The sequence below is a fragment of the Candidatus Laterigemmans baculatus genome (genome assembly GCF_010367455.1).
Taxonomy (GTDB): domain Bacteria; phylum Planctomycetota; class Planctomycetia; order Pirellulales; family Pirellulaceae; genus Laterigemmans; species Laterigemmans baculatus.
Genome location: NZ_WRPR01000017.1, coordinates 1 through 21,097 on the forward strand (window position 1 = coordinate 1; position 21,097 = coordinate 21,097).

Genomic DNA, 21,097 nt, shown 5'->3' on the forward strand with positions numbered 1-21,097 from the left:
ACACGGAAGGGCACGGAAGAAAGAGGGCGGGGAAAAGATGTGTCGGGGCGGGGGGGCCACGGACGGACACGGAAGGGCACGGAAGAAAGAGGGCGGGGAAAAGATGTGTTGGGGCAGGGGGGGCCACGGACGGACACGGAAGGGCACGGAAGAAAGTGGGAAAGAGAGAAAGAGGGATCAATAAGTCTTCGAACTCCCTCTTCATCCGCGTTCTCCGTGCTATCCGCGGTCCCTCTCCTTTCCGTGCCCTTCCGTGTCCTTCCGTGGCCACCATTCGTACCCTTCCGTGTCCTTCCGTGTCCTTCCGTGTCCTTCCGTGCCCTTCCGTGGCCACCATTCGTGCGATTCGTGTCATTCGTGGTTGTATCCCCGGCCAGGTGCGGAGCTCGATTTCGGTAGCGGCAGGCCGCTTGAGGGAATCTGCGCCGAATTGGGGAAGTTTTTCGGGATCGCTCTAGGATTGGCTTGGCGGACTTTGCTACCGTGGGCGATCCTTGGGATGTGGGGACCGAAGTCAGATTCGAGCCGCATTGGAGTGAAGGTTGGGGGCTCGGTGGCCGATGAATACAGTCAGCTTCCGACACCAATATCGCGCTTGCGAAGTCTTGAACTGCTACGGATTGCACATTCCGGGACACGGAAAGCGGCGCCCGAAATCAGGAAGCTGGCGAAGGAACACGCGTCTCCGCATTTGCGCGGAACGGTTCGCGTGGTGCGCCTTCGTCCGGGTTTTGCGTAACCGCGCCGCCAGCGACCGCACCACGGAGGTGCTTGGGTCGCGTCTCCCAGATGCATTGGAGCAATCCGACCATGCAAGTTTTTGGTCCTTTTCGTGTGAACACCGCTCAAGGCCCCCAGGGTCCGAGCCGGATTTCGCAACCGCGCACCAGCGAAGCTCCCGCCTCGCGTTCCGCTGGTCCGGTCGACCAACTCGACCTCTCGGCGGCCGCTCGTGCTGCCAGCAGCGGTGAAGTTTCGGGACCGGCAACGGTTGGTGGGGATATGCGATTGGACAAAATCGCATCGCTGCGTCGCCAGATTGCCGACGGCAGTTACGACACACCCGAAAAGATGGACGCGGCGCTCGGTCGCCTGTTCGATTCGCTCGGCTAGCCGAGCGGTCTCGCGGTGACGGTTCCGGTTGGGGGATCGTCGCGAGGCGGGTAAACTGTCGTGACTGGGCCGTTGCCGCGAGCCGGCTCCCGCAGTGCACGATTCTCTAGCTTACCCGCCTCAGGGCTTCAGGTTGTTGTTGTGGATGTTGCCGAAGGTTCATTGGAACGCGTTCCCGTCGCCCTTTCGCCGGAAAAGCGTTTTGAAGAGTACCTGCAAAGCCGCAGCTTGCGGCAAACGGGCCAGCGACGCTTTCTTGTCGAGCAGGTTTTCAGCACGCATGAGCACTTTGACGCGGACAGTCTGATCGACCAGTTGCCCCGCAAGGGGGAACCGAACTACGTCAGCCGTCCGACCGTCTACCGCACGCTCAAAGAATTTGTCGACGCCGGGCTGCTGCGCAGTTTTCAACTCGACGGACGGACCGTCTACGAGCACGACTACGGCTATCCCCAGCACGACCATCTGTACTGCACCAAGTGCCGCAAGCTGACCGAGTTCCGCAGCGAAGAACTGCTGCGGCTCCGAGACGAGGTCGCTGCTGAGCACAACTTCCGCGTCGCCAGCCATCGCCTGATCATCCAAGGCGTCTGCCAAGCCTGCTCGCGAAAGCGCCGTAAAAAGCGGAAGCAGGATCTGATCTAGGGGCACAAAAAAGCCCGGCCGGACGCGAAGTCCGGCCGGGCTTTTTCCACCACGAAGCGGGTCCACTCCCAGTCGATGTGGGAGCAAGCGGAATGGCCGCCACCCATCGGCGACCGCTAACACCCTAAGACGCGGTGCGCAAGTCCTTGCGAATCGGAAACTGAAAGACGCGGGGGTTTTGCTTCGGGCCACCGCCCGGCCCCGGCTCTCGTCTGTCCCGGTTCCACGCGAGCCAGTTTCATCAAGAGGTCAATCACAGCAGTCGCTGGCTCGTTGAAGCAGCGTTAATAGCAGCCGCCGTACCAAACATTGCTGAGTTGGCGAGAAATTTTTTCCAGCGCGGTTTCTGCCCCATTTCTCGCGATCAGCACCCGCTACCGCCGCTTGGGCCCAGGCAGCTACGGCAGGGGGAGCGTGCAAAAGTTACAACGCTTTGCAGAAATGGGTACGACCTATAAATCAGCCGCCACGCGCTAGCGTCCGGTTCTGGCCGCGTCGTTGAGAACCGGGGGCTAGCGCCCGGCGGCTGATATATAACCCGCGGCTAGCGCCGTCGGCTCAGGAGGTTTCGGCGTGAACCGAGCCGCCTTATCCAAGCGACTCGCGGAGCGATTGGAGCATGGCCTGAAAGACTGGCTCGAGCCGATCAAAGTCGCGCGACTCCCCCTGGATCTGAACCAGCAGGACTTCGTCGCGATCGGCGATTCCCAGCAAGCGGGTCTCGACCAGCAGATCGAGGTAGTAAAAGCTCAGCTCGGCGCTTGCGTCGCGGGGGGTGGCCGTTTCGTCTTCCAGCGGCGTGACCTCGATCTCCTGATACTCGCCCTGCATCGCCGCAATCGCTTGGTCGACCACCTTTTGCGGCGAGACGTTCCCGGTGTAACGATTGACCGAGAAAAACGCTTTCTCAGGCGTCTCCAGCATCACGCCGGCGGTCGACTCCTCGCCGGGCTCGGTCTGCTCGACGATTTTCCAATTGTCCGGATAGAGAAACCGGACTCCAAAACCCTCGAACGAACTGGGCATAGCAACCGCGGCAATGGCGAAACAGGGGGAAGAAACCGAAGGAATTATACGGTTCCCCTCCCGCGTGCAAACCGGGACCGGCCGCCGCGCCGCCGCCGGCTTCGGCTTGCCCGGAGCGGTTCGATTTTGGTAGATCCGGGGGCGGGCTGCGTGCCGATGGAAGAGCGTGGGGGGGAACAGGGCGGATGCGGAGCCGAGCGAAGCGAAGGGCCGGAGCGGTCTCTCTGGTGGCAGCGTTATTGCTGCTGACCAGCTCCGCAGGCTGCCGCGCGATCCGCAAACACGTCGAGAGTCGCCAGGGGATCGCCGCCCGCAAACTCTCCCGCCAGGGCCTCGAGGCGATGCACGAGGGGCGCTGGAATGCCGCTGAAGAGCTGTTCTCCGGGGCGCTCGAGCTGAGCAAGCTCGACGACCGGGCCCAGTGGGGCATGGCCGAGTCGCTGTGGACCCGCGGCGAACAGCTCGATGCGATCGAGCACATGGAGCAGGCGGTCCGGCTGAGCGGTTCGGATCCACAGCTGGTCGTTCGGCTCGGGCGGATGTACTACGAGGTCGGCCGCTTCGAAGATGCCGCGCAGCAGTCGGAGGAAGCACTCGTCAGCGGCCGCTCACTCCCCGAGGCATGGAGGCTTCGCGGCGATATTTTGGGCAAACGCGGAGCCGATGACGCAGCGCTTGCCGCCTACCACCGGGCGTTGGCCCTGCAGGCCGATTATCCGGAGGTGCAGGTCGCGATCGCCGACGTCTACCACCGCCAGCGGCGCTACGATCGACTGCTGGCAACGCTCGACCGGCTGCGGGACAACGTCACCGCCGATGCCTCGCCGATCCGCGCCGAAATGCTGCGGGGCATCGCAATGGGAGAACTGGGGCGCCCTCGCGAAGCCGCCCAGTGCTTTGCCGCGATCGCCGAACGGAGCCCTGGCGATGTCGAGATCCTGCTGAAGTTGGCCGAAGCGGAGTACCAAGCGGGAGATCTGGCCGCGGCCCGCCACGCCCTCGACCGCGTGCTGCAGCTCGACTCCGAGCACAGCGAAGGGCTCGCCCTGGCCGCCCGGATCAACGACCCCCAGCAGCGGCTGGCACGCGAGCTCGAGAAGCCGACGAGCAACCACTGAGCAGAGTCGCCTTTCGCTCCGCAGAGTCGCCTTTCGCTCCGCAGAGTCGCCTTTCGCTCCGCGAAAGTAGCGTTGCCCTCCGCCACTTTCGCGGAGCGAAATGCGACTATCGCCACTTTCGCGGAGCGAAAGGCGACTATGGAGACGGTGTCAAAAAAACTGTTTCCCTGGCGTTTGCCGCGACGCATTCGGCGACCTAGGGTTTCCATGAGTCGAGCTATCGACATCGGGGAAGGCAATTCTCCGACTGCTGTCCAAGCTCTTTCCATCCATCGTCCCGGTGGTCCACCCATGCATTCCATGCCAGCGAGTACCACGCCCGCCAGCCCGCTCCCCGCGAATCCCCTGCCGCCGAGCCCCCTGTCGCCAAACTGTGACTCGGCAATTCCCGCTGCGGAACCGGACGCCCTGGGCCTCGGAGCAGGGAGTGGCGGCGATCCGCCCTCGTTCGTCGAACGGCGGCAGAACCACCAGCCGTCCCCGGCCGGGGAACGCCGGCAGTTTGCCAGCAGCCATCAAGGTCTCTCGCCGGCTGCCCGCGAGCTGGCTCTGGCGATCGATCGGTACAAGCTCGAACACCGGCGACGCTACGTGACGTTCGAAGAGATGCTGCAAGTGATCAGCGCCCTCGGCTATCAGAAACCCGAAGGGCAGTCGCCGGCTTCGTAGTGCGCCACGGCCGAACGTGCGGGTCGCCGCCTCAATCCGCGGGGGTTGGGGCCAGCAGCGGCTGGAGCAGTTGGCGGCGGGTGACGACCGCTCGCAGCGAACCTTCTTTGCTGCGGAGCAAGGCCACGTCGGAACCCGACTCGCAGAGTTCCAGCAAGACCGAAAAGTGCTTTTGCGAAGCTCGCCCCTGGACCACCGGCTGCAACGTCGGCGGGCTCTCCGGCGGGGCGGCTACGAGTTCGGCGTACCAGTAGTAGCCAATGATCTGGTCTTCGCTCTGGACCAGCACGATCGGGTGCCCCTGGCGGCGAGCCGCCGCCCGGGCCGCCGCCCGGTCAGCGGTGAGGTCGACGACCGCCAAGCGTTCGCGGGGAACGCCGAACCGGATCGCCCGCTGGTTGCCGACCTGGAACACATTCTGAGCCAACGTCCGCTGGGTTCCGGCGAGCAGCCCCGCTTCGTGCCCTTCGCGGAGGACTTGTTCGAGCTCGGCGCGGGCCATCCCCATCCGCACGCGGAACGGTGCTTGGCCGGTCAGCAGGCTGAGCAGTTGGCCGAGCAGACCGAGGACGATCGAGACCGGCATCAGCAGCACGGTGAAGAACAAAAAGGGACCGCCGGCCAGCTTCAGCAACCGGTACGGGGCGTTGAAGAAAAGGTATTTTGGGAGCAGCTCGCCGCAGACGAAAATCAACGGCGTCAGCAGGATCGGACCGAGCAACTCGACCGTCGCCCCTCCGCCCGGCCAGAGCGCGGCGGCGGCCAGCACGACCGAGAGGCTGGTGAAATAGTTGGCGATGTTGTTCCCGACCAGCGTCGTGGCGACGAACAGGGCGGGGTGGTTCAGGAGCCATACCAGCCCGCGGGCCACCCGGCTCCCGGAGAGCGCGTCGAGCACCAACCGAATTCGCGAGACGCGGTACATGCCCGTCTCGCTGCCGCTGAAAAAGGCGCTCAGGGCGAGCCCCACCGAAAAGAAGAGGAGGGCCAGGAGCATCATCCGGCGGCTTCTCCCTCGCCGGGGGTCTCGCGGATCTCGACCCGCAACTGGCCGCGTCCGCTCGTCTCGACGACCTCGAGCTCAAAGCGATCCCAGCGGCAGCTGTCACCGAGTCGCGGGAGCCGCTCGTTCTCTTCTTGCATCAGCCCCGCGATCGTGACGTATCGACTCTCCGGCGGCGTCGCGTGCAGATGGTCCGCCAGCCGGCGGACGCTCATCATGCCGCTGACCCGCCAGACCCCCGGGCGAATCACCTCGAAGTTGACATCCGCACCCTCTTCGATCGCCCGCCCTCCTTCGTTCCCCGACTCCGGCGAACCGACTCCGTGCAGCCGCAAGATCCCTTCGAGGATCATGTCGATCGTCACCACGCCGATCGTTTCGCCGTACTCGTTGATCACCGCGGCGACGTGCCGATCGGCGGAGTGCAAGGCGTCGAAGGTGTAGGCGACCGTGGCCGACCAGGGGACGTAGAGCACCGGCTCGATCGCCTCGCCGAGATCGTCCAACTGGCTCGGCCGCAGCGTACGGATTCCGATCGAGGAGATGATTTCCTCGCTGTCCGGTTCGATGATCAGCAGGTATCCGCCGGCCGGCAAGCCATTGGCGAGCGCGTCGATCTGGAGCGGCATGCGGTGCAGCTGCAGGTGTCGCCGCGGCAGCATCCACTGGTCGACGCGGATCTCGGTCAGCTGCATCAGTTGCCGCAACGCTGCCCGTTCGCGGGCGGCCAGCGCGGCGTCGCCGGTGCCGAGTTCGATCGCCCGCTCGATGTCGCTGACCTCCAGCTCCCGCTCGGCTCGGAACCCGGGCCAGATCAGCCGCCGCGCGATGGTGTTGGCGAGCTGGACCGCCGGCAGGAGCGGCGTCACGATGCGGACTGCCAAAACCACCAGAGGGCCTGCGATCCGGCTGAACCGCATCGGGCTGAGGACCGCGATGCTCTTGGGCAACATCTCGCCAAAGAAGATGATCGCCATCAGGCTGGCCGCGGTGAACAGCAGCGCGGCAGTCGGCTCCCGCGACTCGAGCCTCGCTCCGACGATCGAGGTGATCGCGAAGTAGGTCATGTTGATCCCGAGGTTCCAGAACAGCACGGCGGAGAGAAGCCGCTCGGGATCCTCGAGCAGTCCGACCGCCGCTCGGCCTCCACTGCCCGTCCGGGCCAGCGCGCGGCGATCCCGCGGCCGGAGGGAGAACAGCGCCGCCTCGCTGCCACTGAAAAAGCCGCTCAGGACCATCAGCCCGGTCATCGGTGCGAGCCAGGGCAGGATTGCCTGCCACATTCCTAAAGCCCCTCCTCGCTGCCGCCGTGCGAATGGCTGTCGGCGACCGAGAATTCGCTCAGCGCCGGAACCAGCATCGCCGCGGTTGCAAAGCCATAACCGGTGATCACCGTGGCCGCGACCGGCAACTGGTCCTGCTGCAATAGAAACTGAGTGATCGCGTAGTAGGTCACCAGCGGCAGCTCGATCGCGGCGGCGAAGATCGCCCCCGACGGGTTGCGCCAGCCGAGGGCCGCGTAGAGCGCCGCCCCGCCGCCCAAGATGATGATCAGGAACGGGGCCAGTTGCAGCTGGAACGCGCCCCGGAAACTGACCATGATCACCATGCAGATCGCGATCCCCACGCAGAGGAAGAACACCGTCCCGAGGCTCACCAGCGTCGCCGTTCTGCCGATCGGGTAGCTCAATCCGCAGTGGATCCCGAGCGTGGCGACGAAGATGTACAGCACTGCAGCTCCGAGCATCGCGTACACCGCGTTCTCCGCCGTCACCACGTCGCTGATTGCCAAGTAGACGATCAGGGCCATCGGCAACAGGACCATCTCCTTGGTCACGTACAGCACGCCCAGCAATTTGCCGAACAGGAACTCGCGGGGGCTGAGGTCGGTGACCATCAGCAGATCGAGCGCCAGCGCATCGCGCTCGCTGGTGATCGAGTTCACCGCCAGGGCGTTGACGATCACCAAGCTGACGACTCCCAGCGCCGCCATCGGCAACGTCGCCGCCGGCAGCACCCGGCCGCTGACTTCGGGACGCTCGACCGCGGCTCCCGAACGAATCGCCGTCCAGATCGTCACCGCGGCCAGGGCAAAGACCAGCAGGTAGGCGGCGCGGATCAGGATGATCTTGCTGCCGTAAGCCCGCGTTCGCACCTCCCGCCAGAGGATCGGGTTGGACCACACCCGGCGCGGCTCGCGGACCTTCCACGTCGCCGCGGCCGGCTCCTGGGCGGCTCCCGCACTCGCGAGCCCGGGTGGCGGTTCCTCGCTGCGAGGGGCGGCGTGTCCACGGACTTCGCGGGAGGGATTCCAGACTCGCACGCGAAGAATGCCCCAGCCCGTCACGAGCGCCGAGAGGCCGAGCATCAGCAGCGTGTAGGCCAGGGCGGGGCGGGCGATCCAGCGGCCGGTCTCCTGCAGCGGCTGGGCGGCCGAAAGCAGGGCCCGGATCGGGCTCAAGAGGCCGGCCAGTTGCGGATCGAGCCCCGGCACTCCGCCCGCGGCGACGATCTCCCAAAAGCCCAGCCAGAGGGTGATCGCGAGCAGCGTGACGGCGATCGTCTGAAAGCTCTTTTCCCGCCACAGGCCGACGACCGTACCGACAGCCGAAGCGGCAATCAAACTGGTCAGCGTGACCAGATAGACATCGAAGACTTGCTCGAGCGACACGCCGCCGAAGAGCGTTAGCGCCAAGAACAGCGGGAGGGCGGCGGCGAGCATCGAGCCGACCCCGAGCAACGCCGCGGCCAGTTTACCAACGACCAGCTCAAAGCCGCTGATCCGAGTCAGCAGGAGCAGCAAGAGCGTGCGGCGATCCTTCTCCTGAGCCACGCTGCTAGCCGCGCCGACCGCCGCTTGGAACGAGAGTACGAGCAACTGCAGCGGAGCGAGCAACAAAAACATCCAGCCACCGAAGCGGGCCAGGTCACCGGCGGTCCGCAGCGGCTGGGTCCCGGCGAGGACGAGATAGCCGGTGCACAGCAGCAGGAACAGGCTGAGCAAATAGACCGATCGCGCCAAATAGAATCGCGGGCGCCGAGGCGTGGCGATCGCTTCGCGCAAAAAGACCGGACCGAGCATGCGTCATTCACGAGCGGAACAGGGCTGGACGCTATGGAGATTAGCAGGTTGCCGAGAACCTCCATAGTAGCTGCGACCTCCACCGCCGCGGCGAGCATCCATCGTAATCGGCTCAGCCGTCAGAATCAGGGCGACCGGCAGGGAGCTCGCAGAACCTGCCGCAGGAATTTTCCTCGCACCGACGCCTCTCCCGCCGGGGTGACGTAGGGTTGCCATAGAGGGTCCGACGGTATCCACGCCGCCGGCGCTTGCTCGCTTGGGCCGAGACAGGGGCATCCGAGACAGGGGCATCCGGCCGACCACCACCTGAGACGGGTCATCATGAGTCTGCTGAACATCACAATGCAAAGCTGCCGGAGTTTCTTCTCCGACGAAGAAGGGCCCACGACGGTCGAGTATGCCGTCATGCTGGCGCTGATCGTCGCCGTCTGTGCCGGCACGGTCTCGACGCTCGCGAACGCAACCAACGAAAACTTCAACCGCTCGGCCCAGGCGATCCTCGAAGCAACCGAGTAGGGGATAGTCGCCTTTCGCTCCGCGAAAGTAGCGCAGAAACGCAGAAGCGCTACTTTCGCGGAGCGAAAGGCGACTATGGAAAGGCGACTATGGCTTGCCAGCGCAACTTTCGCGGAGCGAAAGGCGACTAACCATCGCGGTCGCCGGGACGACGGGCCTTCGCAGCGGATTGGCTTCGGCGGCCAAGCGGCCGAGCATCTCTCGGAGTTGCTCACCGATTTGGTCGAGGAGCGGATCGGAGCCGCCGCGCGTGGTCCGTTCGGCGGGCACCTCGATCGCTGTGCCGACTTCCATCACCGCATGCAGCGGACCGGGCCACCGCGATTTGCCCAGCGCGTCTTCTTGCAGTCGCTCGATCGTCTCGAGCACGCGCGTGTCGGTGACCGTGCTCGGATCGAGGTAGCCGCTCGGGTACGAATCCAGCTGCTGGACCAAGTCGACGTCGGCCACGGCGCGGCGGATCTGCTGCCGCTGTTCCTCCGGAGCGGCCGGATCGAGCAGGAGGGGAACCAGTTTGCTGCGGACCGTGCGGACCCGCGTCAGCACATCGGCTCGGTGCACTTCCCCGACATATCGCCGCTCGATCGGATGCATCAAGAACTCGACCAGCGCATCGCGGCGGGACTCGAGCGAGCCACTTTGGCTGTGCCCAAAATGCTCGACCTCTTTGAGCGCCAGCAGCCCTTCGGCGACTCGCGCGATCCGTGGCAGCAGCGGCAACTCGGGGCGGGGGTGCCATGACAGGTGCCGCTCGAGTTCGGCGAGCGCTCCGTCGGCCCAGACCTCGATGTCCCCACGGAACAGATACTTGATCCCCAGCGGATGGATCACGACTTGACCGCTGCCGGCTTTCGCGCGGCGGCGGGCGGCCGCCCGCGCGACGAACGTGGGGCCGTCGAGCAGCGGCCGCACGATGTCGTTGGTGCGGTTGGTCGTCCCCTCGGGAAAGATCAGCAGCGGGCGTTCGGCGTCGGCCAAAATTTGGATCGCCGTCTCGATCGATTGCCGATCGACGCCTTCTCGCCAGATGCTGAAGGCTCCCATCTTGGGGAGCGAAAACATGTCAAAGCGGCTGGCGTTGAACAGGTGCCAGCTGGCCATCGCATACAGATGCTGGTCGAGCTCTCGCGAGAGCCAGCCGAGCACCAGCGGATCGGCGTAGCGGCAATGGTTGGGGGTCAGCAGGATCCCGTGCCCGGCCCGGAGCGACGCGCCCAGCCGCTCGAGATGCCGGCATTCATGGCTGACCACGCCGTCCTTCTTGCGGAGGTAGCGATCGACCAGCCGAGTTCGCTGGATCAGCGATGGCCAGAGATTGCCGCGATGGGGAGGCACGAACCGGTACGGCTTTTCAACAACAACGCTCATGGGATCCGAAACTCGATGCTCAACCGGTCAATCGGGCGATGACGAATCCCATACCGACCGCGACGGCAAACATCAAGAGCAGGCCCAGGATCAGCAGCCACTTGGTCTGGCTCGAGCGGCTCGCGCCCGGCGGGTGCGGCGCGGCCGAGCGTCGGGCGGCATCGATCGCCGCAGCCCGCCGAACCGCCTCGGCTTTGGGATCGGCCGCTGCCGCCGCCCCGGCCGCCGCCCCGCGGCGACCGAGCCCTGAGCGACTGCTGCCGCTGGCCCCCACTCCCGAACGGTTTCCTGCTCCCGAGCGGCCCCCTGCTCCTGATCGGCCCCCTGCTCCTGAGCGGCCCGCCGAGCTGCCGTGCGAAGAGCCGCCGCGGCTGGGCATCTTGTAGCCCGATTCGACTTCCAGATCGATCATGCTGCCGCCGGAAGACTCGCCGGGGGATTTCATCCGGGGAACGACTGGCAACAACCGTCCGCTGTCGGAGGCGGATAATCCAGAGCGGCCGACGGTCGAGCCGGCTCCGGCTCTCGAAGCGGATCCGCCGGCGACCGTGTCTCCCGATTGCGAGGTGACCGTATCGTGATGGCCGATCCCGCCTGAGGAGGAGGCTCCCGCAGCGGAACCGCGACTGCTGCCCGATCCGCGGAGACCCGAACCCCGAGTGGCGGAGCCTGGGGTGGCGGAACTCCGGTTCGTGGAGCCCTCGGAGGGGGAGCCTTGGGAGAGGGAGCGGCGTTCGCCCCCGGCCGCGGCCCCGGCCGCGGCGGCGGTGGCCGACTTTGCCGTGGCGACCGCTTGTTGCTGGTCCGCTTCGTAGTCGGTTCGCCAGCGGTCGAGAGCTTCGACCACGTCGCTCATCGTTTGGTAGCGGAACCGCGGATCCTTTTGCAGCATCTTGACGCAGATCCCCTCGAGCTCCCCGGGGACTTCGGAGCGCTCCTTGCGGATCGACGAGGGCATTTCGGTCTGGTGCTTGGCGATCCGCTGGGCGAGCGTTCCCTCGGGGAAGGGGGGGTGGCCGGTGAGCAGGAAGTAGAGCGTGCAGCCGAGCCCATAGATGTCGACGCGGTGGTCGACTTTGTGGCTGTTGAGCGCTTGTTCCGGGGCCAAGTAGTCAGCCGTGCCGAGGACGTTCTCGTTGTTCGCCACCGTCAGCGATTCGTCGTCCTCGACGGTGAACAGGGCCAAGCCGAGGTCGAGCAACTTGATCTGCTCGTTGCGATCGACCAGCAGGTTGGCCGGTTTGACGTCGCGGTGGATCAGTCCCTTGTCGTGCGAATGCTGCAGGCCGCTGGCCGCTTGGCGGATGTAGCCCGCTGCTCGGACCACCTCCATGGGCCCTTCGCGGCGAATGATCGCTTGCAGATCGTCGCCGTCGACGTACTCCATCACGATGTAGTGCAGGTCGCCTTCGTTATCGATATCGAAGGCCCGCACGATGTTGGGATGGTTGAGAGCCGCGATCGCTTTGGCTTCCAGCTGAAACCGAGCCAGGTAGGTCGCATCGTCGACCCGCCGGCGGGGGAGCACCTTGATCGCCCGCAGGTCGTGCATCCGGGTGTGTTCGGCCAAGTAGACGCTGCTCATCCCTCCGGTGCCGATGTGGCCGAGCAGCTTGTAGCGACCGAGGAAAAATCCTTTATATTTTCCCCCCGCGAGCTTTTCGATCTGCCACTCGGTGAGCAGTTTGTCGTTGCGGAGGCGTTTGACCACGTGCCGCAGCGAGGGGAGTTGGCCGTCGTGCTCGGCCTTGAGGCGATCCAGAGATTTGGCCAGTGCGGCGGCTTCGACAAGCCGGCTTTTCTCGACGATTTCCAAGAATCGCTCGGTGGTCAGTTCAGGCGCGTCCAAGCGGAAGTTTCACTCTCGCAGGCGTTTCGCTTTTCGCAGCCTCGCCCCGCCAGGGAGGGTGTGCGAGAATCCGCGGGTTCTAAGCTGCTAGGGTAAGCGATGGGGTCGGGTTGTCAAAGTTTCGCGTATCGAAGTTACTGTAAATGAATTCTCGCTCGGAGCGACTCGCGGCGATTGGTTTGATGGCCAAATACTGGACGGCGGGGCGTGTGAAAACGCGGTTGGCCCCGGCGATCGGGAGCCAAGCCGCCGCGGATTTGCACCGCGCGATGGTCCGCTACCTGCTCCGCCAACTCGGTCACGTGGCCGCCCGCCGCGTGCTGGCGGTCGCCCCGGATAATCAGGCGATGCAGTTCGTCGGCGAGGCCGGCTGGCGGTGGCAGATCACCGCTCAAGGTCCAGGTTCGCTCGGCGACCGCATCGAACGGCTCCTGCGGCTGCTACTCTCCTTCGGCGACAAAGCCCTGCTGATCGGCTCGGATTGCCCGCGAGTCACCGCCGCAACCATGAACCGCGGCTGGGCCGAACTCGAAACGCACGACGTGGTCCTGGGGCCCGCGGCCGATGGCGGCTATTACCTGATCGGGCTCCGCGGTCCCTGGCACACCCATTATAGCGCGCTGTTCGCCGAAATCGCTTGGGGAACCGAACGGGTCGCCGAGCAGACGCGGCGAGCGGCGGCCGCGGCCGAGCTGAGCCTCGCGGAACTGGAACTCGAACACGATGTCGATCGGCCCGACGATCTGCCGAGGCTCGTCGAGTGGGTGCGGCAAGGGGGAGGGGACAAGGAATTTCGCCAAGCGGTGCTGGCGGTGGCGGAAAAGCTTGAGGGGGCGGAAAAGCTTGAGGGGGCGGAAGAGCTTGAGGGGGCGGAAGAGCTTGAGGGGGCGGAAGAGCTTGAGGGGGCGGAAAAGCTCAGGGGGGAAAGCGTCGTGGACGGACCGAGCCGGTGAGCGTGACGACGCCCCTTTCCGACCACGCATGCATCGTCGTTGGCGGCGGCGTGATCGGGCTGAGCATCGCTTGGGAGTTGGCTCTCCGCGGCGTCCGCTCGCTGGTGCTCGAGCGAGGCCGGCTCGGTCGCGGCACCTCCTGGGCCGGCGCTGGAATCCTTCCCCCGGCCAACTTTCAGACCGCCCTCGACCCGCTCGACCGGCTCCGCGGGCTGAGCCACGCCTTGCATCGCGAGTGGGCCGAGCGGATTCGCCGAGAGACGGGAATCGACACCGGCTATCGCGCCTGTGGCGGCATCTATTTGGCCCGCGGAGCGGGAGAGGCCGCGTCGCTGCAGGGGCTCGCCCAGTACTGGCGGGAGTACGAGATTCGCTGCGAACCGCTCGACGCCGAGTCGCTCGGCCGCCGTGAACCGGCTCTGGCGGATGCCCTCCGGCGGGCCGTGCTCCGTTCGGCTTGGTGGGTGCCCGACGAGGTGCAGATCCGCCCGCCGGACCATCTCCGTGGTCTGGCTGCCGCGGCGGCCCAGGCCGGGGTGGAGTTCCGCGAGCAGACCCCGGTCGAGCGACTCGTGCGGGAGGGTTCGCGAGTGGTCGGCGTGGAGACCGCGCAGGGGCCGATCACCGCCGACACCGTAATTTTGGCCGGGGGAGTTTGGGCGAGTGCTTTGAACGCGTCGGTCCACGTCGCTCGCGATTTGATTCCCGTGCGGGGGCAAGTCGTCCTCTATCGGGCTGCTCCCGGATTGCTCCACTCGGTGATCAACGAAGGGCACCGCTACCTCGTGCCCCGCGACGACGGTCACATCTACACCGGATCGAACGAGGAGGAGGTGGGGCTCGACGAGCGCACGACGCCCGAAGTCATCGCGTCGCTGCGGGAGTGGGCCGAAACGCTCGTGCCCGAGCTGCGGAGGGGCGAGGTCGAGCGGACTTGGAGCGGATTGCGGCCCGGCACGATCGATGGCTTTCCCTACCTCGGACGCGCTCCCGATTTTGAAAACCTGTACGTTGCCACGGGCCATTTCCGCAGCGGACTGCATCTCTCCTGTGGCACCGCCGTTGTCATCGCCGATCTGGTGACCGGCCGGACTCCCGCGGTGAACCTCGACGCTTTCCGCCCGGCTCGATAACCCGGATTCTGCATGCGCTCGGAGAACCGGACGCTAGCGCGTTGCGGCTGATGAATACTTCGGGCTAGGCTCTGTCTGAACACTACTTGTCCCTCGGCTTGGTTTGACGCAAACGCTCTATGACTCTCGACACACTGGATCCGCCCGGGCGGATTGCGATCCTCGGCGGCGGACCGATCGGCATCGAAGCAGCACTCTACGCCCGCTATCTCGGCTACTCGGTGGTCCTGTTCGAACGGGACCAGCTCGCCGCGCGGTTGCTGACCGAGAGCGAGGGAGTCCCGCCGGCGATCTGCACCTCTCCTCTGGGATTGGCTGCCGTGGCCGCTCAGCGGGGGCTCGGTGGGACGACGGTCGAGCTCGAGCCGGAGAGTTGTGAAGCGTGGGCGCGGGATTACTTCCTCCGCATCGCCGAAAGCGATCTGCTCTCGGGCCGCATCCGCACGGCGACCACCGTCGAGCGGCTCGAGTGGGCCCCGGAAGATGAGGATTCCGAAGATTCCGAAGACGCGGATGGTGGGGGTTCGGACGAAGCGGAGGAATTGGCGGAGGACGACGGACCGCTGCCCCCCGACTACTTGGTCCATTTCGTCGATTCCGAAGGGACGGCGGGAGTCGAGCGGTTCGAGGCGGTAATCGACGCTCGGGGCAGCGAGGCGGCTTGGATTGGACCGGGCGACGAACCGGCCGGCGAACCGGGCGGCGAACCGGGCGCCGGGGAGCCGCTCCCGGCCTATCTCTATCGGCTCGGCAGCCGAGCGGCGGCTGGGGCCGACTACCACGCCGGCTTGGTCCAGATCCGCGAGCTCTTCGCCGGCCTCTGGGGCCGCCCGGGGCTGGATGTCTACGCCAACTTAGGCGGCGAGATTTAACGGTGGCCGCGTTTCTTTTCTGCCTCAGCCGTCGCGGTCCGACATCATGACCTAGGGTTGCGTGAGCGAATCGATTTCGCTTGCTCCACGCACCCGGTGAGTTTCCTGATGATCAAGTTGACCCGACTCGACGGCGAGCCGTTTGTGCTCAACGCCGAATTGATTCGGTACGTCGAACGGCGTCCCGACACGTTCATCACGTTGACGACCGGCGATCGCTTGGTGGTCAGTGAGACGATGGATCGCGTGGTCGAGCTGGCGGTGGGCTACCAGCAACAGAAGCATCTGCTGCCGCGTCCGGCGGGACTCGCGGGCTAGAAGAGAGACAAACATGGATATCGCCAGCCTGGTCGGATTGATCCTGGCCATCGGATTGATTATCGGTTCGATCCTCATCGGCACTTCGCCGCTGTCGGCGTTCGTCGACGTGCCGTCGCTGCTGGTGGTCGTCGGCGGCGCGATCGCCGCGGCCCTGATCTGCTTTCCGCTGCGTTCGATCCTGGGGGCGCCGAAGGTCGCGATCAAAGTCTTCCTCAACAAGGACGAGGATCTTGCCAGCTTGGTCGCCGATCTGGTCGCGCTGGCCGAGACGGCTCGCCGCGATGGGCTGCTGGCGCTCGAAGGGAAGGTCGCCGAGATCTCCAATCCGCTGGTCCGCACCGGAATTCAGATGGCGGTCGACGGGAGCACGCCCGAAGTGGTCGAGGAAGTGCTGCGGACCGAAGTCAACGCGATCGCCACCCGGCACCGCGAAGGCAAGAGCATCATGGACCAGCTGGCGCGGTTCGCTCCGGCCTACGGGATGATCGGGACGCTGATGGGCTTGATCATGATGCTCAGCAACATGTCGGATCCCTCGAGCATCGGGGCCGGGATGGCGGTGGCTCTGATCACGACGCTCTACGGAGCGATCATGGCCAACGTGTTCTTCTCGCCGTTCGCGGAAAAACTGGGCCTGCTCAGCCGTCAGGAGATGGTCGGGATGGAGATCGCCATCCGCGGCGTGCTGGCCATCCAGTCGGGAGAGAGCCCTCGGGCGATCGACCAAAAGCTGCAGACTTTCATCCCGCCCCGAAGTCGCAAGAGCGAGTAAGTCGCAAGAGCGAGTAAGTCGCAAGAGCGAGTAAGTCGCAGGAACCGCTGAGCCATGGAACCGCAAGAAGACGAACCGATTCTGATCCCCGAGTGGGTGGTCACGTTTGGCGACATGATGTCGTTGCTGCTGACGTTCTTCATCATGCTGGTCTCGCTCAGCGAGATCAAAGAAGAGGAGCAGTACCAGGCGCTGGTCGAGTCGATGCGGCGGCAGTTTGGGTATGCGAATTCCCAGCAGAGTTTGGCTCCGGGCGATTCGCGTCCGCGGGCGACCGAGTTTCAGGTGATGGCGACCGTCGGGCGCGCCAAGCAGAAGGACCTGGCCAGCGGCGGCGTACCCGAGAAAGCGCCCCACGGCGAAGAGCAGCACGTGCGGATCATCCGCCCCGGGCGGCAGACCGCGGTCGGTACGGTGGTGTTCTTCGATGCCGGAGCGACCGAACTCGACCCGGCCGCCACCCGGGCTCTGGCCGCTCTGGCCGAACGGCTCCGGGGCAAGCCGCAAAAGATCGAAGTCCGCGGGCACACGACCCCGGAGGTCGCCGCCCGAGCCTTGCACGTCACCGACCCGATGGACATGGCCTACGCGCGGTGCGGAGCGGTGATGCGGTACCTGGTCGAAGAGCAGCAGATCGAGCCGCACCGCTTCCGGTTATCCACCGCTGGCGATCACGAACCGATGTTCCGGGAAGGCGATCCGGAAAAAGCGAGCAAGAATTCACGGGTCGAAGTCTTCTTGCTCGATGAGACCAGCGCCGATCTGCAAGACGCGGTGCCAAATCGCGACCGAAATCCGTCCGCCAACCGCTAACTCAAGGAGAGCACCGATGGCTGAGAAACCCAAGCCCGACACCGATTCGGCCGCGGCCGAGGAAGCGGCTTCCAAACCGGCTGGCGCTGGCAAGTACGTGATGGTCGGCTTCATCTCGACGTTGATGGTGATCGAGACCGCGCTGTTCTTCTTCCTCGTCCCGAGCGGAGAAGAGGTCGCCGCCTTGGCCGAAGCTCGCTTGGTCCAACGCGTTCAGGCTGGCGAGCAAGACGCGGCCGAACAGGAAAGCGAAGAAAACCAGGTCCAGGAATTCGACCTTGGCTCGTTCGGTGAAACCTTCAGCCCGATCGATGCCGACAACCGCTACCGCGTCGAATTTCGCCTGTTCGGGCTGGTGAAGCAGAAGGACGTCGAAAAACTGACGACCGAATTCGACGCCAAAGCCGGTCGGCTCCGCCATGCGATCCGGATGAAGGTTCGCAACAGCGAGCTGAGCGAGCTCGAAGAGAATCAACTGGGATTGCTTCAGCGTCGCATTTTGACGACATGTAACCATTTGCTCGAGGACGATCTCCTGCTGTCGGTCGGTTTTAACGATTACCAAGTCTTCCAGGAGTGATCGCCTCGCCACGGTGATCGCCTCGCCACGGAGGGAACCCGCGATGAGCGACGAACAGGATCCGCAGGACGCCAGCAGCGGCCCCACCGCGGGCGGTGCCGAGCGGGCGAGGGCTGAAGGGCTCGACAAAGACAGCATCGAATCGCTGCTGCAGCAGGCCGAGAGCGGGATTGCCGAGGCGGCCGGCGGTTCGCAAGGTGGAGGGGCTTCGCAGGGTGCGGGCTCGGCTCCGCCCACGGCTTTCGAACTGGGGGAACTCGAGCCGGGGGAAATCAACGGCCCCGGCCAATCGCTCGATCTGCTCGGCGACGTCGAACTCGATCTGCGAATCGAACTGGGTCGGACGATGATGCGGCTCGAGGACGTGCTGGAGCTGCGCGGCGGTTCGGTTGTGGTGCTCGATAAACTCGCCGGCGATCCGGTCGACATTTTCGTCAACGGTCGGCTCGTCGCCCGCGGCGAAGTCCTCGTGATGAACGACAACTTCTGCGTCCGCGTCACCGAGCTGGCCGGCTCGCTCGTTTAGGCCCCGGAGTCCGCTGCTATGCGATGGATCGCCACCCTCTGCCTCGCTCTCGCCGCGCTGCTCGGCTCCCAGTCGCTCGCTCCTCAGCCGCTCAGGGCCCAAGGCCAGTTCAGAGCCCAAGACCACTTCAGAGCCCAGGACCAGCTGGTGCGACCGACCGGCGTCGCGCTGGCGCCGACCGGCGGGTCGAGCGCGGAACCTGTTGCGGAGCCGAGCGTGGACGTGGCCGCGGAGCTCGCCGCGGAGCAGGGGAGGGAGTCGAGCGAAATCCCCGGTACGGGTTTCGATTCGCTCTCGGTCCCGCTCAAGCGGAGCGAGCGTGGCGGCGAGCGGCCGGCGGCCAGCGAGGGATGGTGGGGCGGACCAGTTGCCAAGATCACCGGCGGACTGGCGGTCACGCTGGGGTTGTTTGCGGTCCTGGTCGTCCTCGCCCGCCGCGGCGGCGGCGTGCATCTCCGCGGGCTGCCGCGGGAAGCTTTCGAGGTCATCGGACAGACTGCGATTGGACCGCGCCAACGACTGCTGGTCGTCCGCGTCGGGTCGCAAGCGCTGGTCGTCGGTACTTCGCCCTCTGGCATCCATCGCTTGGCGCAGATCGACGATCCCGACGAAGCGGGGCAGTTGATCGCCCAGTGCCGCGGAACCGGCTCGCAGGCCGCCTTCCGATCGACGCTCGACGAGCTGGAGCGGCAGCGAGTCGCACCGGGATTCGTCGACGACGCCCCGCCCGCCCGATCCGGGAACCTCTTCCTGCGAGCGTAAGTACGTCAGGCTATCGAGCCTGACCTGTCTCGCGCGCACCAGCCGCGGAGCGGCGGCATACAATAGCCAGGGGCGCGAGCCCCTGGTTAACGTGGCCCCACAAATCCCCCCACAGCCCCAGCGGGGCGACACAGACACCCACGCCGCAATTGTGTCGCCCCGCTGGGGCTGTGGGGGACGTAATTTGGCCTCACAACCCAGGGCTTGCGCCCTGGGCTATTCTCTATCGTCCCTCCGGGACTGCCCCTCGTTCTCAGCTACCGAGCAGGCGGCGGGGGTTGGTGATCGTCCAGCGATCGAACGCTTCGGAGCCGATTCCAAGCTGGGTTTGCAGCACTTCCCGCATCCGCTTGAGCGTTGCGGCCGAGCCGGCAAAGTGCGTCCGATCGGCGGACCAAGCGGCCCCTGCCTCGTCGACTTCCACCGTTTGGTTGGCGAACTGGAAGCGGCCCGGTCCGAGTCCGGCGGCAAGCATCGCATCGCTGACGATGATGATGTGCTCGTCGGGGACCCGCCGCAGGTAGTTCGAAAGCGCCGGGGCGGGGATGTGGTGCCCGTCGGCGATGAACGAGACGTAGAGCTGCTCGGAGAGGCTCAGCACGCGTTGGATGATGTTGTCGTGCCGATGGAGCAGTCCGGGGCAGCCGTTGCCGAGGTGGGTGAACAGCTGCAATCCGGCATCGATCGCCCGCCGCAACTGGTCGAGCGAAGCGTTGCTGTGTCCGGCGGCGACGGTGATCCCGCGGCTCCGCAGTTCGGCGGTGACGCGGGCGTCGTCATCCATCTCGGGGGCCAGCGTCACGAGCCGCGCGTGCCCGCCGGCCGCTTCGAGCAGCTGCTCGACGGCGCCCATTTCGGCTCGCCGCACGGCGTCGGCCGGATGGGCTCCAACGTAGCCCTCGACCGGGCTGATGAACGGCCCTTCGATGTGCAATCCGGCGATCATCGCGGCAACCAGCGGGTCGCTATCGATCCAGCCGGCCAGCTTCGCCAGCCGCGCGGACATCTGGGGCAGCTGGTCGGTGATCACGGTCGCCAGGATCGCGCCGACGCCGTCGCTCTCGAGCTGGCGGCAGACCGCGTGGACTTCTTCGAGCGTGAGGCTATCGGCGTTGAAGTCGATTCCCGCGTAGCCGTTGACCTGCAGGTCGACCGGCAGCGTGCCGTCGTCCTGGCCGGAGATCGGCGGAGTCTGGAGTTGCGAAGTGCTCATGCCGCTTCGGTCTTTTGGCGGGTTCCCGGGCTCAGCTTCGAGGCGGCCGCTTCGTCGATCACCAGGCAGGTGCCCGAGTGGGTTTGCAGGATGCTGGCCGGGACCTCGGGGGTCACCGGACCTTCGAGCGTGTTGCGGACCGCTTCGCTCTTCCGCTCGTCGGGAACGCTGCAGTAGATCGAGCGGGAGCGGAGGATCTGCCGCACCGACATGCTGATCGCTTGCTTGGGGACTTCGTCGAGCGAGCCGAACCAGCCTTCGCCGACTTGCTGCTGGCGGCAGGCTTCGTCGAGGTTGACGATCAAGTAGGGCTGTTCGGTTTCGAAGTCGGCCGGCGGATCGTTGAAAGCGAGGTGCCCGTTCTCGCCGATCCCGATCAGAGCCACGTCGACCGTGACGGCGGCCACTTTTGGCCCAACGCGATCGATTGTAGCCTGAGGGTCTTGGTCGCCGCGGAGATAGTGGAAGTCGGCCAAGGGGACTTTTTCGACGAACCGCTCACGCAAGTACTTGCAGAAACTCGCCGGGTGGTCGTCCGAGATCCCGACGTATTCGTCTAAATGGAACCCGGTAACTTTCGACCAATCGATTTCGCTATGTTTCACCAGAGCATCCAAGACCTCGAACTGTGAGGCCCCGGTCGCGACGATCAAGAACGCCTCGCCGCGGGCTTCGATCGCTGCGCAAAGGTCGGCGGCCGCATGGCGGGCGGCCCAGCTGCCCATGGCTTTGGGATCAGACGCTAAAATCGTTCGCATTCGCT

The 21,097-nt window shown here is 65.5% G+C and carries 22 protein-coding genes; 14 read left to right on the forward strand and 8 right to left on the reverse strand.

Annotation, left to right across the window (positions count from 1 at the left end; all coding sequences use genetic code 11):
• Nucleotides 1-810: 810 nt before the first annotated feature.
• Nucleotides 811-1,113, forward strand: a complete 303-nt coding sequence (locus GNK13_RS03550) for a flagellar biosynthesis anti-sigma factor FlgM (RefSeq protein WP_164101067.1) — start codon at nucleotides 811-813, stop codon at nucleotides 1,111-1,113.
• Nucleotides 1,114-1,275: 162 nt separating this feature from the next.
• Nucleotides 1,276-1,758, forward strand: a complete 483-nt coding sequence (locus GNK13_RS03555; protein ID WP_235934749.1) for a Fur family transcriptional regulator — start codon at nucleotides 1,276-1,278, stop codon at nucleotides 1,756-1,758.
• A 588-nt stretch (nucleotides 1,759-2,346) separates the two neighbouring features.
• Here GNK13_RS03555 and GNK13_RS03560 read toward each other — a convergent pair.
• A complete protein-coding gene (locus tag GNK13_RS03560) occupies nucleotides 2,347-2,784 on the reverse strand; it encodes a hypothetical protein (RefSeq protein ID WP_164101069.1) in 438 nt (145 codons plus the stop codon).
• 227 nt (nucleotides 2,785-3,011) lie between these two features.
• On the opposite strand from GNK13_RS03560, the gene GNK13_RS03565 reads away from it, so the two are divergent.
• Nucleotides 3,012-3,902, forward strand: a complete 891-nt coding sequence (locus GNK13_RS03565; RefSeq protein ID WP_164101070.1) for a tetratricopeptide repeat protein — start codon at nucleotides 3,012-3,014, stop codon at nucleotides 3,900-3,902.
• Between the two features lie 291 nt (nucleotides 3,903-4,193).
• A complete protein-coding gene (locus tag GNK13_RS03570; RefSeq protein WP_235934750.1) occupies nucleotides 4,194-4,571 on the forward strand; it encodes a hypothetical protein in 378 nt (125 codons plus the stop codon).
• Nucleotides 4,572-4,602: 31 nt separating this feature from the next.
• On the opposite strand, the gene GNK13_RS03575 is transcribed toward GNK13_RS03570, so the two are convergent.
• The 3 genes from GNK13_RS03575 to GNK13_RS03585 are packed head-to-tail and all read right to left on the reverse strand — an operon-like array spanning nucleotide 4,603 to nucleotide 8,656.
• Nucleotides 4,603-5,571, reverse strand: a complete 969-nt coding sequence (locus GNK13_RS03575) for a CNNM domain-containing protein (RefSeq protein WP_235934751.1) — start codon at nucleotides 5,569-5,571, stop codon at nucleotides 4,603-4,605.
• On the reverse strand, nucleotides 5,568-6,857 hold the full coding sequence (locus GNK13_RS03580) for a CNNM domain-containing protein (protein WP_164101071.1): 1,290 nt from the start codon (nucleotides 6,855-6,857) through the stop codon (nucleotides 5,568-5,570). Before GNK13_RS03580 ends, GNK13_RS03575 begins: the two co-directional genes overlap by 4 nt.
• Nucleotides 6,858-6,859: 2 nt before the next feature.
• Complete coding sequence (locus tag GNK13_RS03585) at nucleotides 6,860-8,656, reverse strand: ABC transporter permease (protein ID WP_164101072.1); 1,797 nt, start codon at nucleotides 8,654-8,656, stop codon at nucleotides 6,860-6,862.
• Between the two features lie 321 nt (nucleotides 8,657-8,977).
• Between GNK13_RS03585 and GNK13_RS03590 the strand changes: the two genes are divergently transcribed.
• Nucleotides 8,978-9,172 carry a Flp family type IVb pilin gene (locus GNK13_RS03590; RefSeq protein ID WP_235934752.1) on the forward strand — a complete coding sequence of 65 codons (195 nt, stop codon included), beginning with the start codon at nucleotides 8,978-8,980 and terminating at the stop codon, nucleotides 9,170-9,172.
• Nucleotides 9,173-9,259: 87 nt separating this feature from the next.
• Here GNK13_RS03590 and GNK13_RS03595 read toward each other — a convergent pair whose 3' ends face one another.
• Together GNK13_RS03595 and GNK13_RS21410 are read right to left on the reverse strand one after the other, a co-directional pair.
• A complete protein-coding gene (locus GNK13_RS03595) occupies nucleotides 9,260-10,540 on the reverse strand; it encodes a 1-acyl-sn-glycerol-3-phosphate acyltransferase (protein ID WP_164101073.1) in 1,281 nt (426 codons plus the stop codon).
• A 19-nt stretch (nucleotides 10,541-10,559) separates the two neighbouring features.
• On the reverse strand, nucleotides 10,560-12,389 hold the full coding sequence (locus GNK13_RS21410) for a serine/threonine protein kinase (protein WP_235934753.1): 1,830 nt from the start codon (nucleotides 12,387-12,389) through the stop codon (nucleotides 10,560-10,562).
• Nucleotides 12,390-12,532: 143 nt separating this feature from the next.
• On the opposite strand from GNK13_RS21410, the gene GNK13_RS03605 reads away from it, so the two are divergent.
• The 9 genes from GNK13_RS03605 (at nucleotide 12,533) to GNK13_RS03645 (ending at nucleotide 19,121) form a co-directional block, all read left to right on the forward strand.
• Nucleotides 12,533-13,342, forward strand: coding sequence for a TIGR04282 family arsenosugar biosynthesis glycosyltransferase (locus GNK13_RS03605; RefSeq protein WP_164101074.1), 810 nt, complete (start codon nucleotides 12,533-12,535; stop codon nucleotides 13,340-13,342).
• Nucleotides 13,343-13,344: 2 nt separating this feature from the next.
• Nucleotides 13,345-14,475 (forward strand): glycine oxidase ThiO, encoded by a 1,131-nt coding sequence (gene thiO / locus GNK13_RS03610; protein WP_164101075.1) that lies wholly within the window; start codon nucleotides 13,345-13,347, stop codon nucleotides 14,473-14,475.
• Between the two features lie 119 nt (nucleotides 14,476-14,594).
• A complete protein-coding gene (locus GNK13_RS03615; protein ID WP_164101076.1) occupies nucleotides 14,595-15,347 on the forward strand; it encodes an FAD-dependent oxidoreductase in 753 nt (250 codons plus the stop codon).
• A 108-nt stretch (nucleotides 15,348-15,455) separates the two neighbouring features.
• Nucleotides 15,456-15,665 carry a flagellar FlbD family protein gene (locus GNK13_RS03620; protein ID WP_164101077.1) on the forward strand — a complete coding sequence of 70 codons (210 nt, stop codon included), beginning with the start codon at nucleotides 15,456-15,458 and terminating at the stop codon, nucleotides 15,663-15,665.
• A gap of 13 nt (nucleotides 15,666-15,678) precedes the next feature.
• Nucleotides 15,679-16,440, forward strand: coding sequence for a motility protein A (locus GNK13_RS03625; RefSeq protein WP_164101078.1), 762 nt, complete (start codon nucleotides 15,679-15,681; stop codon nucleotides 16,438-16,440).
• Nucleotides 16,441-16,494: 54 nt separating this feature from the next.
• Complete coding sequence (locus GNK13_RS03630; protein ID WP_164101079.1) at nucleotides 16,495-17,253, forward strand: OmpA/MotB family protein; 759 nt, start codon at nucleotides 16,495-16,497, stop codon at nucleotides 17,251-17,253.
• A gap of 16 nt (nucleotides 17,254-17,269) precedes the next feature.
• Nucleotides 17,270-17,833: a dihydrolipoamide acetyltransferase gene (locus GNK13_RS03635; protein ID WP_164101080.1), complete on the forward strand. Its 564-nt coding sequence runs from the start codon at nucleotides 17,270-17,272 to the stop codon at nucleotides 17,831-17,833.
• Between the two features lie 43 nt (nucleotides 17,834-17,876).
• Nucleotides 17,877-18,359: a flagellar motor switch protein FliN gene (gene fliN / locus GNK13_RS03640; RefSeq protein WP_164101081.1), complete on the forward strand. Its 483-nt coding sequence runs from the start codon at nucleotides 17,877-17,879 to the stop codon at nucleotides 18,357-18,359.
• Nucleotides 18,360-18,377: 18 nt separating this feature from the next.
• Nucleotides 18,378-19,121 carry a FliO/MopB family protein gene (locus tag GNK13_RS03645; protein WP_164101082.1) on the forward strand — a complete coding sequence of 248 codons (744 nt, stop codon included), beginning with the start codon at nucleotides 18,378-18,380 and terminating at the stop codon, nucleotides 19,119-19,121.
• 253 nt (nucleotides 19,122-19,374) lie between these two features.
• Here GNK13_RS03645 and GNK13_RS03650 read toward each other — a convergent pair whose 3' ends face one another.
• Nucleotides 19,375-20,334, reverse strand: coding sequence for an N-acetylglucosamine-6-phosphate deacetylase (locus GNK13_RS03650; protein ID WP_203328906.1), 960 nt, complete (start codon nucleotides 20,332-20,334; stop codon nucleotides 19,375-19,377).
• On the reverse strand, nucleotides 20,331-21,092 hold the full coding sequence (locus tag GNK13_RS03655) for a glucosamine-6-phosphate deaminase (RefSeq protein WP_235934754.1): 762 nt from the start codon (nucleotides 21,090-21,092) through the stop codon (nucleotides 20,331-20,333). The genes GNK13_RS03650 and GNK13_RS03655 overlap by 4 nt, the downstream gene beginning before the upstream one ends.
• Between the last annotated feature and the right edge of the window lie 5 nt (nucleotides 21,093-21,097).

Excerpts from the sequence above, each read along its gene's own strand:
- GNK13_RS03635 (WP_164101080.1), top strand. The coding sequence starts at position 17,270 with ATGGCTGAGAAACCCAAGCCCGACACCGATTCGGCCGCGGCCGAGGAA.
- GNK13_RS03570 (WP_235934750.1), top strand. The coding sequence starts at position 4,194 with ATGCATTCCATGCCAGCGAGTACCACGCCCGCCAGCCCGCTCCCCGCG.
- GNK13_RS03615 (WP_164101076.1), top strand. The coding sequence starts at position 14,595 with ATGACTCTCGACACACTGGATCCGCCCGGGCGGATTGCGATCCTCGGC.
- GNK13_RS03650 (WP_203328906.1), bottom strand. The coding sequence starts at position 20,334 with ATGAGCACTTCGCAACTCCAGACTCCGCCGATCTCCGGCCAGGACGAC.
- GNK13_RS03575 (WP_235934751.1), bottom strand. The coding sequence starts at position 5,571 with ATGATGCTCCTGGCCCTCCTCTTCTTTTCGGTGGGGCTCGCCCTGAGC.
- GNK13_RS03625 (WP_164101078.1), top strand. The coding sequence starts at position 15,679 with ATGGATATCGCCAGCCTGGTCGGATTGATCCTGGCCATCGGATTGATT.
- GNK13_RS03595 (WP_164101073.1), bottom strand. The coding sequence starts at position 10,540 with ATGAGCGTTGTTGTTGAAAAGCCGTACCGGTTCGTGCCTCCCCATCGC.
- GNK13_RS03645 (WP_164101082.1), top strand. The coding sequence starts at position 18,378 with ATGCGATGGATCGCCACCCTCTGCCTCGCTCTCGCCGCGCTGCTCGGC.
- GNK13_RS03620 (WP_164101077.1), top strand. The coding sequence starts at position 15,456 with ATGATCAAGTTGACCCGACTCGACGGCGAGCCGTTTGTGCTCAACGCC.
- GNK13_RS03655 (WP_235934754.1), bottom strand. The coding sequence starts at position 21,092 with ATGCGAACGATTTTAGCGTCTGATCCCAAAGCCATGGGCAGCTGGGCC.
- GNK13_RS03560 (WP_164101069.1), bottom strand. The coding sequence starts at position 2,784 with ATGCCCAGTTCGTTCGAGGGTTTTGGAGTCCGGTTTCTCTATCCGGAC.
- GNK13_RS03585 (WP_164101072.1), bottom strand. The coding sequence starts at position 8,656 with ATGCTCGGTCCGGTCTTTTTGCGCGAAGCGATCGCCACGCCTCGGCGC.
- fliN (WP_164101081.1), top strand. The coding sequence starts at position 17,877 with ATGAGCGACGAACAGGATCCGCAGGACGCCAGCAGCGGCCCCACCGCG.
- GNK13_RS03590 (WP_235934752.1), top strand. The coding sequence starts at position 8,978 with ATGAGTCTGCTGAACATCACAATGCAAAGCTGCCGGAGTTTCTTCTCC.
- GNK13_RS03630 (WP_164101079.1), top strand. The coding sequence starts at position 16,495 with ATGGAACCGCAAGAAGACGAACCGATTCTGATCCCCGAGTGGGTGGTC.
- GNK13_RS03605 (WP_164101074.1), top strand. The coding sequence starts at position 12,533 with ATGAATTCTCGCTCGGAGCGACTCGCGGCGATTGGTTTGATGGCCAAA.
- GNK13_RS03550 (WP_164101067.1), top strand. The coding sequence starts at position 811 with ATGCAAGTTTTTGGTCCTTTTCGTGTGAACACCGCTCAAGGCCCCCAG.
- GNK13_RS03580 (WP_164101071.1), bottom strand. The coding sequence starts at position 6,857 with ATGTGGCAGGCAATCCTGCCCTGGCTCGCACCGATGACCGGGCTGATG.